General features: G+C 62.7%; 10 protein-coding genes. 4 read left to right on the forward strand and 6 right to left on the reverse strand.

All coding sequences use genetic code 11. The annotated features are described in order from the left end of the window. Nucleotides 1–192 precede the first annotated feature (192 nt). The 5 genes from QBK88_RS30195 to QBK88_RS30215 form a co-directional block, all read right to left on the reverse strand. Nucleotides 193–630: a GFA family protein gene (locus QBK88_RS30195; RefSeq protein ID WP_277964960.1), complete on the reverse strand. Its 438-nt coding sequence runs from the start codon at nucleotides 628–630 to the stop codon at nucleotides 193–195. A 191-nt stretch (nucleotides 631–821) separates the two neighbouring features. After that, a complete protein-coding gene (locus tag QBK88_RS30200; protein WP_277964961.1) occupies nucleotides 822–1,145 on the reverse strand; it encodes a hypothetical protein in 324 nt (107 codons plus the stop codon). Nucleotides 1,146–1,148: 3 nt separating this feature from the next. Then, a complete protein-coding gene (locus QBK88_RS30205; RefSeq protein WP_277964962.1) occupies nucleotides 1,149–1,313 on the reverse strand; it encodes a hypothetical protein in 165 nt (54 codons plus the stop codon). A 96-nt stretch (nucleotides 1,314–1,409) separates the two neighbouring features. Next, complete coding sequence (locus QBK88_RS30210; RefSeq protein ID WP_277964963.1) at nucleotides 1,410–2,318, reverse strand: DMT family transporter; 909 nt, start codon at nucleotides 2,316–2,318, stop codon at nucleotides 1,410–1,412. 520 nt (nucleotides 2,319–2,838) lie between these two features. Continuing rightward, on the reverse strand, nucleotides 2,839–3,735 hold the full coding sequence (locus QBK88_RS30215) for a LysR substrate-binding domain-containing protein (protein WP_277964964.1): 897 nt from the start codon (nucleotides 3,733–3,735) through the stop codon (nucleotides 2,839–2,841). Nucleotides 3,736–4,071: 336 nt separating this feature from the next. On the opposite strand from QBK88_RS30215, the gene QBK88_RS30220 reads away from it, so the two are divergent. After that, entirely contained in the window at nucleotides 4,072–4,746 is a 675-nt protein-coding gene (locus tag QBK88_RS30220) for an HAD family hydrolase (RefSeq protein WP_277964965.1), read from the forward strand. Nucleotides 4,747–4,847: 101 nt separating this feature from the next. On the opposite strand, the gene QBK88_RS30225 is transcribed toward QBK88_RS30220, so the two are convergent. Then, nucleotides 4,848–5,057 carry a hypothetical protein gene (locus QBK88_RS30225; RefSeq protein ID WP_268151183.1) on the reverse strand — a complete coding sequence of 70 codons (210 nt, stop codon included), beginning with the start codon at nucleotides 5,055–5,057 and terminating at the stop codon, nucleotides 4,848–4,850. Nucleotides 5,058–5,275: 218 nt separating this feature from the next. Between QBK88_RS30225 and QBK88_RS30230 the strand changes: the two genes are divergently transcribed. The 3 genes from QBK88_RS30230 to adeC are packed head-to-tail and all read left to right on the forward strand — an operon-like array spanning nucleotide 5,276 to nucleotide 10,977. Beyond that, the gene (locus QBK88_RS30230; RefSeq protein WP_277964966.1) at nucleotides 5,276–6,418 is read left to right on the forward strand and encodes an efflux RND transporter periplasmic adaptor subunit; all 1,143 of its coding nucleotides are present in this window, start codon (nucleotides 5,276–5,278) and stop codon (nucleotides 6,416–6,418) included. 3 nt (nucleotides 6,419–6,421) lie between these two features. Then, complete coding sequence (locus QBK88_RS30235) at nucleotides 6,422–9,571, forward strand: efflux RND transporter permease subunit (protein WP_277964967.1); 3,150 nt, start codon at nucleotides 6,422–6,424, stop codon at nucleotides 9,569–9,571. Next, nucleotides 9,568–10,977, forward strand: coding sequence for an AdeC/AdeK/OprM family multidrug efflux complex outer membrane factor (gene adeC / locus QBK88_RS30240; protein ID WP_277964968.1), 1,410 nt, complete (start codon nucleotides 9,568–9,570; stop codon nucleotides 10,975–10,977). The genes QBK88_RS30235 and adeC overlap by 4 nt, the downstream gene beginning before the upstream one ends. Nucleotides 10,978–11,424 lie beyond the last annotated feature (447 nt).

The raw sequence follows: 11,424 nt of genomic DNA on the forward strand, positions 1-11,424 counted from the left end.
TAGCGAGGTTTTCTCTGTGGGACCGGGCGAAGCTCGGGAAGCAGGCGCTGCGGTCACCCTGCCGCACCACGGTGGCCCTTCCCGATCTCACAAGGGCCAGCAACAGTTCGGCCTTGAGCTGCTCCTGCGTCGCCATGCAGGTGAATATCAGGAAGGCGCTTGATCGGATGGTTGTCGAATCAGCTGCGCCTACTACAACGGGCTGACCCCCAGCGCAGCGATCAGCGACTCCACCGATGCTGGGGCGCCCTCCAAGCAAGTGTGCGAGCGCAAGGTGTCCCATGCCATCGCATCGTTCAGGCAATAGTCGCCAATGCAGGTCATTGAATGGGTCTGCGGGTCCAGTAGCCCCAGCGGTACCCACACATAGGGCAAGCCGCGCAGGAGGTTGGGCACGGTGGTACCGCACTGTTTGCAGAAGTCATTGCGGTAGCCGCTGGGCTTTTGCCAGGTACTGATATCGGCCTGCCCCGCCAGCCAGTGGAAGTGGGCGGCGGTGACGATGGTCGCGCAGTTGTAGCCGGTACCCGTCTGCCGGCGGCACAGGGAGCAGTGGCATCGGTAGAAGAACAGAGGCGCTGCCTCAAGGGAAAATCTGACGTTGGCGCAGAGGCATTGTCCGGTGGGCATGTCCATATTCCTGGCGGGTTCCAGCCAATCATACCCCGGCAGCGGCGAAGGGGGGACGCACGCGTGTGCTCGAGGTCCGGGCGACGCTCGGAAACGGCGCACCACGTGATGCCCGATACACCGCGCTGCCCGTTTCCCGAGCTGGCGTCCGGTCTACAAGGTCACGTGGCGCCTGGGCCCTACGCCCAACATCATGCCTGCAACGCCTGCCACCACTGTGCATATGGCGTGTTCATCACCCGTTTGCGATTGAAGTCAGGGCTTCCATCGCTCCACCACGGCGCGCCACGCTCTCCCAGTGCGACCTTCGCCTCCTGTACCGCAGCGCGCGCAACCCGCAACGCTGCCGGATCCTGTGCTGCATTGGCAGCCCGCACCGCCCGCCGCGCCGCCATCAACTGCGCGACCAGCGCCGAGCGAGTCACTTCATCCAGCGCCGGGTTGGAGCACCGCCACAGTTGCCCTTTCACCACAAAATAACGCCCATCCGGCGTGGTGGGGTGGCCGCTCGCCACGGCCTAGGCTGCCGCGTGGCGTGGCACCAGCGGCGCGCGCTCACGGCGTACTGGCTCAGGCGCGGGGGGTGCATGCCGGCGGGCGATGCGCAGGATGCCCCACAACATGGCAAAGGCAATCGCCAACCAGGCGGCAATCATGCTGAAGATAGTCATCGATAGGCTCATTGGGCGCCTCCTTTGGGTTATCGTCGTCATGCTCTCCTATTAACCGACCGCCATCGTCGCCGGGGATTCAATCGGATTCCAACACCGCCAGATGCGTTACTGCTCGCCCCCCACCGGTTGGCGCGCCACTTTCGTGGTGCACAACTTCACCCCGCTTGCCGCCAGCAGCACGCCGGCCCAGGCCAGCAGAGGCATCGGCTCGTGGAGCACGCACAGCGCAAACAGCGCCGCGCAAGGTGGCACCAGAAAGAACACCGCTGACACCTTGGCCGCTTCGTTGCGGCGCACCATCAACATCAGCAATGCCACGGCCAGCAGTGAGTTGCACAGCCCCAGGTAACCCAGTGCGCCGAGCAGCGCCCCGTTCAACTCCAGCCGGGGTACCTCGGCCACCAGCACCAAAGGCCCGACCACCACCAGCCCCATCACGTACTGCACGGCCAATGAAACCAGCACCGGCTGCGGGGGCAGGGTTTTCTCCAGCAACACGGCGCCGGTAAGGCCAAGCAGTGAGATCACCGCCAGGCCCAGGCCCAGCGCCGTGAAGGTTTCCACCCGCGACTTGCTGAGGATGACCACGATCGCCCCCAGGAAGCCCAGCAACAGCCCCAGCCACTGAAGCCGGGCAACGGGGGTACGCAGCACGATGGGCGATGCCACACCCACCAGCACCGGCTGCATCGACACAATCAGTGCCAGCAGCCCCGCCGATATCCCGGCGCTGATCGCCAGGTAGGTACCGGCGAAATACACGCATTGCATCAACAACCCCGAGACGATGAGGCCCAGCCACTGGCGGCCTTTTGGCAACGGGGGGCGTTGAATCAGTATCAGGGGGGTCAACACCAGTACCACCAGGGCATAGCGTAGCCACAGGAACAGCAGGGGGCTGCTGTACGTCAGGCCCACTTTGACGATGGCAAATCCTGAGGACCACAGGACCAAGAATGCAGTACAGATCAGAATGTCCGCGCGTTTATTCAGAATTTCCAGATACCTGGCCAATGAGTTTCCTCGATGTGAGACCGTTACCCCGGGCCCGGTAGCGCCGAGTCAGATCCAGTAAGTCAGCGGGCGCTCGCTCCCGTACCCGCCAGGCCGTAATTGGCATAACGAAATAAGCAATTCCGGCATATCACGTCCTTTTAATATTTATTCTCCAGGGCAGTGTCACATTAAAGCCGTGTATCACCCTGTGGGAATGACACACTAAGCGTCGCTTTCTGAATGGTCCAATATCGCTGAAGTATAGTTTCAGACGGCCTGTATATAGTGGGCTGTCGCGTTGACAGATTATGTGCCGCTCCCTTATAAAAACGCTCTATGTACATCGAAAACAATGCGCTGGCAGCCCGCACACTACTTGGGCGAAATTATTGCAAATAACGTGTCGACTTGTTCCGCCTGCTCGATGAATATGCCATGCCGCTGAGGGTGCTGGGCAACTATGCCGGTGTTACCGGCGGGTTTAGTCGTCTGGATGTATTGATGCTTGAGCAATTGCACCGCGTGTAGCGGGCGGTCGCTAGGCGCTGGGTACGGTAACCGTCAAATCCAGCATGGGTAGCAGATTGTGCACCGCCGCCATGCTGTTTTCTTCCAGCCAGGCAACGCTCATGGGGGAGCACAGGAGGTCGCCCTCTATCGGAACGAAGGCAATGCCTTGGCGAGGTTCCGCACCCACGCTCTGTGGGACAAAGGTCAAGCCGACGCCGGCGCGGGTCAGCCCAAGTGCCGCCTGAAGGTTCTCCACCTGCTGGACAATGTCCAATCTGATGGTGGCAGCTTCCAGGGTGTTCAGAATCAGATCCGTCAGGCTTGGCAGGGGGTAGCGTGGGTACAGAACCGTTTTTTGGCCATCGAGGTTGGCCAGGCTAATGCGCGTGCGGGTGGCCAGAGGGTGGGCGGTTGGCAGTGCGACGACCAAAGGTTCGTTCAGCAATAGTTTTTGCTGCAGCGCGGGCGTTTCATTGATGGGCGGGCGAGAGAAACCGATATCGATCGTACGGGCCATGAGCGCCGATGCGATGTCGGCGGCCAACAATTCCTTGAACGTCAACTCCACGGCGGGGTAACACTGCTGGAACATGCCCAGGATTTCGGGAAGTTTGTTGTACATGGCTGAGCCGGCGAAGCCGATCGCCAGGCGACCCTGTTTGCCTTCGGCGATACCTTTGATATCGCGAACGCTGCTGGTGATATCGCTCAGAATGAGGTTGACCCGCAGCAGAAACTGTTCGCCCGCCTCGGTGAGCCGCAGTGGGCGGGTATGACGTTCGAGCAAGGTAACGCCCAGCTCACTTTCCAGTTGCATGATCTGTTGGCTGAGCGGGGGTTGAGCCATATGCAGCTTTTCCGCGGCGCGAGTGAAATTGAGTTCTTCGGCAACGGCCTTGAAATACCGTAGGTGGCGCAGTTCCAACCGGTGTTCGCAGTCGGAGGGCAAGAGGGAAGGGCTAGCGGCTTTGGGGTACAGGGCAGGCATGAAGAAACAGTCCTTGTATTATTTGTATTCGGCTACAACGGCAATGCTATGGAGCGTGCAGATCAAGTCGTGGGCGAACGTCAGGCATACGGTCATGCGAATGTACGCTGCTGTCCAACGTCTGGCCATCCAGGCGGCTGGCAATGCCCCGCTTTCGCAGCCCTGCGGCGAAAGACTGAACGCCTGCCGCGCACGGGTCTCGAATCCAGTAATGCCGCCATGGCCGGTCAAACCCGATCAGCCAGCGGCCCCCTGAATGCTGGAGTGTTGACCATGCAGTTGGAAACGTCATTCATCTTCGACCTCGACGGCACGCTGACCGACAGCGTTTACCAAAACGTGGCCGCCTGGAAAGAAGCCCTGGACGCCGAGAAGATCCCGCTGGCGATGTGGCGCATCCACCGAAAAATCGGTATGAGCGGGGGGTTGATGTTGAAGTCCTTGTGCCGCGAGACGGGCCTTGAGATCGACGATGCCCAGGCCAAACGCCTGAGTGAACATCATGCCAAAGCCTACGAGCGGCTGCAGGGCCAGATCATTGCGCTGCCCGGGGCCGTCGAGTTGTTGCGCGCGCTTGACCAGGGTGGGTTCAAATGGTGCATCGCTACCAGCGGCGGCAGTGATACGGCCCACATCAACCTCAAGGCACTGGGGCTGGGCCTGGACGAGGTCACGCTGATCACCCGTGATGAGGTGAAATACGGCAAGCCGGACCCGGCGCTTTTCCGCACCGCCGCTGACCGAATGGGTGTGCCGATCGAGCAATGCCTGGTGGTGGGCGATGCTATCTGGGACATGCTGGCGGCCCGGCGTTGCAAGGCCACCGGTATTGGCGTGCTCTCGGGTGGCTATGACATCTCGGAGCTAGAGCGCGCGGGGGCGTTGAGGGTCTATGAAGATGCGCTGGATTTGCTCAATCACTTGGAAGAAGTGGCATCGCGCCCATAGGGCACGATGCGGCGCTTGGTTTTACCAGTGGGACCGGGTGGTGTATCCGCCAGACCGCGGCATCGCCTTCCCGAGCTTCGCCCGGTCCCACACGCGGTCGGTCACGCCCCCCGTCGCGCATCGCAGCGGTAGAAAATCGTCTTGTCCTCCTGCGCCTTGTTCAGCCCCTGCGCCCGGGCGCTGCATTGCTGCGCGCGGGCGTCGTCGTTGAGAAACTTGGGCGCCATCCACACAAACTGCGGCGGCATGCAGTTGTCATGGGCTGCAGTGGTGCACACCACCGCGTTGAGAAAAAAAGCCGGAAGGTTCATCGCTCACTCCTTGTGAGTAGAAAAACAGCGCCGGTCATCGACGCCCCTATCCCTTTCTGAGCCTGTCAGACCCAGCAGGTTCGCAGTTTTCGTGTAGCACTGGGTACGCCCTCGGTTACCAACCCGACATCAGGTCGCACCCACTCTCCATCGTGAATGCACAATTGTACATTAACGTCGTTAGCTAGCTATCTATTTGCTCGCAACGAGGACCTTCCATGAAACTCAAGCCTTGCGTGACCACCGTGGTCGCCGCAGCGGCCCTGGCCTGCCTGCTCAGCGGCTGCAATAAAGAGGCGGCCGCCCCCGCCCAGCAGACGCCCGAGGTCGGCGTGGTAACCCTGCACCCACAACCCTACGCCCTGACCCGTGAAGTCCCTGGCCGCGTCACTGCCTTCCGGGTCGCCGAAGTACGCCCGCAGGTAGATGGCGTCATTCTCAAGCGCCTGTTCAAGGAAGGTACAGACGTCAAGGCCGGCGAGCAGCTGTACCAGATCGACCCCTCGGTGTACGAAGCCACCCTGGCCAGCGCCAAGGCCAGCCTGGCGTCCGCCAAGTCCCTGGCCGACCGTTACAAGCAGTTGATCGCTGAACAGGCGGTCAGCCGCCAGGAGTACGACAACGCCCGTTCCACCGAGCTGCAGGACCAGGCCGCGCTGATGACGGCGCAGATCAACATGCGCTACACCAAGGTGCTGGCGCCCATTGATGGCCGCATCGGCCGTTCCAGCGTGACCGAAGGCGCCCTGGTCACCAGTGCCCAGACCACCGCCATGGCCACCATCCAGCAACTGGACCCCATCTACGTGGATGTCACCGAGTCCTCGGCCAACCTGCTGAAACTGCGCAAGGCCCTGGCCAGCGGGCAACTGCAGAAAGCCGGCGACAACGGCGCCAAGGTCAAGCTGACCCTGGAAGACGGTAGCGCCTTCGGCCAGGACGGTACCCTGGAGTTCTCGGAAGTGTCGGTGGACGAAAGCACCGGCTCCGTGACCCTGCGCGCCAAGTTCCCCAACCCCGACCACACCCTGTTGCCCGGCATGTTCGTGCACGCGCAATTGCAGGCCGGTATCGCCAGCACCGCCATTCTGGCGCCCCAGCAGGGCGTGACCCATGACCTCAAAGGCACCCCCACCGCACTGGTGGTCAATGCCGACAACAAGGTCGAGCTGCGTGAACTGAAAGCTAGCCGCACCGTGGGTACCGACTGGCTGATCGAAGACGGCCTGCACGATGGCGACCGCGTCATCACCGAAGGCCTGCAGTACGTCAAGCCCGGCGAAACCGTGAAGGTCAGCGCCGCCAGCAATGTCGAGCCTGCTGCCAACGCCCAGGCCAGCGTCGCGGCGAAAGGGGAGTAACCCATGTCCAAGTTCTTTATCGACCGGCCCATCTTCGCCTGGGTGGTTGCCCTGGTGATCATGCTGGTCGGCGCGCTGTCGATCCTCAACCTGCCCGTCAACCAGTACCCCAGCATCGCGCCGCCCGCCATCGACATCACCGTGACCTACCCGGGCGCTTCCGCGCAGACCGTGCAGGACACCGTGGTGCAGGTGATCGAGCAGCAGCTCAACGGCATCGACAACCTGCGCTACATTTCCTCGGACAGCAACTCCGACGGTTCGATGACCATTGAGGCGACCTTCAACCAGGGCACCAACCCGGACATGGCCCAGGTGCAGGTGCAGAACAAACTCAACCTGGCCACGCCCCTGCTGCCCCAGGAAGTGCAGAACCAGGGTATCCGCGTGACCAAGGGGGTGAAGAACTTCCTGATGGTGATCGGCCTGGTGTCGGACGATGGCAGCATGACCAAGGACGACCTGGCCAACTATATCGTCTCCAACATGCAGGACTCCATCTCGCGCACCAGCGGCGTGGGTGACTTCCAGGTGTTCGGCGCCCAGTACGCCATGCGCATCTGGCTGGACCCGGCCAAGCTCAACAAGTACCAGTTGACCCCGGCCGATGTCTCCACCGCCATCACCAACCAGAACGTGCAGGTGTCTTCCGGCCAGTTCGGCGGCCTGCCGTCGGTGGCGCATCAGGAACTGAACGCCACCATCATCGGCAAGACCCGGCTGCAGACGGCCGAGCAGTTCAAGAAGATCCTGCTGAAGGTCAACACCGATGGCTCCCAGGTGCGCATCGGCGACGTAGCCGATGTGGGCCTTGGCGGCGAAAACTACAGCATCAGCTCCGAGTACAACGGCAAGCCGGCCTCGGGCATGGCCATCAAATTGGCCACCGGCGCGAACGCCCTGGACACTGCCAAGGCCATCCGCGAGACCGTCAACCAGTTGCAACCCTTCTTCCCGCCGGGCGTGAAGGTGGTGTACCCCTATGACACCACGCCGGTGATCACCGGCTCGATCCATGGCGTGATCGAGACCCTGGTGGAAGCGATCATCCTGGTGTTCCTGGTGATGCTGCTGTTCCTGCAAAACATCCGCGCCACGCTGATCACTACCATGGCGGTGCCTGTGGTGCTGCTGGGCACGTTCGGTATCCTGGCCGCGGCCGGTTTCAGCATCAACACGCTGACCATGTTCGGCATGGTGCTGGCCATCGGGTTGCTGGTGGACGACGCCATCGTGGTGGTGGAAAACGTCGAGAGGGTGATGGGTGAGGAGGGCCTGTCACCCAAGGAGGCCACCAAGAAATCCATGGGCCAGATTCAGGGCGCCCTGGTCGGTATCGCCATGGTGCTCTCGGCGGTGCTGCTGCCCATGGCATTCTTCGGCGGCTCCACCGGTGTCATCTACCGCCAGTTCTCCATCACCATCGTGTCGGCCATGGCGCTGTCAGTGCTGGTGGCCCTGGTCTTCACCCCGGCGCTGTGCGCCACTATCCTCAAGCCCGTTGCCAAGGGGCACCACGGCAAGACCACCGGTTTCTTCGGCTGGTTCAACCGCACCTTCGACAGCGGCGTGCACCGCTACGAGCGTAGCGTCAGCCGTATTCTGCGCAACAAGGTGCCGTACCTGCTGGCCTACGCCCTGATCGTGGTGGGCATGATCTGGCTGTTCACACGCATCCCGTCCTCGTTCCTGCCGGAAGAAGACCAGGGCGTGTTGTTCACCCAGGTGCAGACGCCACCCGGCACCCCGGCCCAGCGCACCCAGCAGGTCATCGACCGCATGCGTGACTACATGCTGACCAAGGAAACCGGTGCGGTGCGTTCGGTGTTCACGGTCACGGGCTTCAACTTTGCCGGCCGTAGCCAGAACTCGGGCATGGGCTTCGTCATGCTCAAGCCCTGGGACGAACGCAATGCCGACAACAGTATCTCGGCCCTGGCCGCCCGCGCCCAGAAGCATTTCCTAGGCTTCCGTGATGCCATGGTGTTTGCCTTCGCGCCGCCCGCGGTGATGGAGCTGGGCAACGCCAGCGGTTTCGACGTGTACCTGCAGGACCGCTCCGGCGTGGGCCACGCCAAGTTGATGGAAGCGCGCAACAAGTTCCTCGCTGCCGCCGCCAAGAGCCCGATCCTGGCGCAAGTGCGCCCCAATGGCCTGGACGACGAACCGCAGTACCAGTTGATCCTCGACGACGAGCGTACCGAGGCGCTGGGCGTGACGGTTGCCGACGTCAACGACACCCTGTCGTATGCCTTCGGTGGCAGCTACGTGAATGACTTCATCGACCGGGGCCGGGTGAAGAAGGTGTACATCCAGGGCAAGGCCGACTCGCGCATGAACCCTGAAGACCTGAACAAGTGGTACGTGCGCAACAGCGCTGGCACCATGGTGCCGTTCTCCGCCTTCGCCAGTGGCAAGTGGATCTACGGTTCGCCCAAGCTGTCGCGCTTCAACGGTGTGTCGGCGGTGGAGATCCTCGGTGCCCCGGCCCCTGGCCACAGCACCGGCGAGGCCATGGCCGAAGTGGAGCGCATTGCCGCCACGCTGCCCACCGGCGTCGGTTATGCCTGGACCGGGTTGTCGTACGAAGAGAAATTATCCGGTTCCCAGGCGCCCGCGCTGTATGCCATTTCCATGCTGATGGTGTTCCTGTGCCTGGCGGCGTTGTATGAAAGCTGGTCGATTCCGATCGCCGTGATGCTGGTGGTACCCCTGGGGATCATCGGTGCATTGCTGGCGACCACGTTGCGCGGCCTGTCCAACGACGTGTACTTCCAGGTAGGCCTGTTGACCACCATCGGCCTGGCGGCGAAGAACGCCATTCTGATCGTCGAGTTCGCCAAGGAGCTTCACGAGCAGGGGCGCAGCTACACCGAAGCGGCCATCGAAGCCTGCCGGCTGCGCCTGCGGCCGATCATCATGACCTCGTTGGCGTTCATCCTGGGTGTGGTGCCCCTGGCCATTTCCCACGGTGCCGGCGCGGGCAGCCAGCACGCCATCGGTACTGGCGTGATCGGCGGCATGCTGACCGCTACCACACTGGCCGTTTTCTGGGTGCCGTTGTTCTTTGTCTCGGTGTCGTCGCTGTTTGGCGACAAACGCAAGGCCAAGGACGAACCCGCACCTGCTCTTGAAGAGGAGAGCGCACAATGACCCGACCCCTGACGTTTCTGGCACTGGCGGCCTTCATGCTGGGTGGCTGTTCGCTGATCCCGCACTACGATCGCCCGGTAGCCCCCGTGGCCGCGCAGTTCCCCCAAGGGCCGGCGTATGCGCCTGCCCAGGAGGCGGCCGCCCAGGCCGCCGCCGAGCAGGGTTGGCGCGAGGTATTCCACGACCCAGCCCTGCAGGTGGTGATCCACACTGCCCTGGACAACAACCGCGACCTGCGCGTGGCCGCGTTGAATGTCGAGGCCTACCGCGCCCAGTACCGCATACAGCGGGCAGACCTGTTCCCGGCGGTGACCGCTGGCAGCACGGCCGAGCGCACGCGCACGCCGGCTGACCTGAGCACCACCGGCAAGACCGCGGTGGGGGGCGAATACACCGCCACCCTGGGCGTCAGTGCCTATGAACTGGACCTGTGGGGCCGGGTGCGCAGCCTGAGCAAGGAAGCGCTGCAAACCTACCTGGCCAGCGACGAAGGCCGGCGCTCCACGCAGATCAGCCTGGTGGCCAGTGTGGCCAACGCCTGGTTTACCCTGGAGTCGGACAAGGAGCTGCTGAAGCTGACCCAGGACACCCTGCAAGCCTATGAGCAAAGCTACAAGCTCACTGCTCACAGCGGCGAAGTGGGCGTGTCGACGGCGCTGGACGTGAGCCAGGCGCGCATCTCGGTGGAAACCGCCAAGGTCAGCCTGGCCAAGTATCAGCGCGCCGTGGCCCAGGACATGGACAACCTAGTGTTGCTGCTGGGCACGCACCTGCCCGATAACCTGCCGGCGGCGCAACCGCTGGCGGCGGGGCTGGTGGCCGAAGTACCGGCCGGCTTGCCGTCGGACCTGCTGCAACGGCGCCCGGACATCCTTGAGGCCGAACATACCCTCAAGGCCGCTAACGCCAACATCGGCGCGGCCCGCGCGGCGTTCTTCCCCAGCATCACCCTGACCGCCAGTGCCGGCAGTGAAAGCGCCGACATGGGGCACCTGTTCAAGGGCGGGCAGGGCACCTGGACCTTTGCGCCGAGCATCAACATCCCGATCTTCAACGCCGGCAGCCTGAAAGCCAGCCTCGACTACGCGAAAATCGAGAAGGACGTGGACGTGGCCAGCTACGAGAAAGCCATCCAGACCGGTTTCCAGGAAGTCGCCGACGGCCTCGCTGCACGGCAGACCTACAAACAGCAACTGCAGGCCCAGACCGACCTGGTGCAGGCGAACCAGGACTACTACCGTTTAGCCGAGCGCCGCTACCGCACCGGCATCGACAGCAACCTGACGTTCCTGGACGCCCAGCGCTCGCTGTTCAGCGCCCAGCAGTCGGCCATCACCGACCGGCTGTCGCAGCTGACAGCCGAAGTGAACCTGTACAAAGCGTTGGGGGGGGGGTGGAAGGAGTGACCTGACCGGTCATTTCGTGTTGCCCCGTTCGCCAGCAAGCTGTGCTCCAACAGGCGTGCATCCTGTGCGTAGCTTGCTAGCGAACGAGGCCAGTCGGCTCGCCCACGAAACAATCCGCTATGACTTCGAGTGACCGCCATAGAACGGGTCTGTTTTCAGAGCAAAGTGGTCGGTACGCCTGTTGGAGCACAGCTTGCTGGCGAAGCAGGCGGCGCGGTGTGTCGGGCTGCATGTGTGTGAGCAGGCCTGGCCCCGTTCGCGAGCAAGCTCTGCTCCAACAGGTGTGCATGCTGTGCGTAGCTTGCTAGCGAACGAGGCCAGTCGGCTCGCCCACGAAACAATCCGCTATGACTTCGAGTGATCGCCATAGAACGGGTCTGTTTTCGGAGCAAGTTGGTCGGTACGCCTGTTGGAGCACAGCTTGCTGGCGAAGCAGGCGGCGCGGTG

This window comes from Pseudomonas sp. RIT-To-2, from assembly GCF_029623465.1.
Lineage (GTDB): Bacteria > Pseudomonadota > Gammaproteobacteria > Pseudomonadales > Pseudomonadaceae > Aquipseudomonas > Aquipseudomonas silvicola.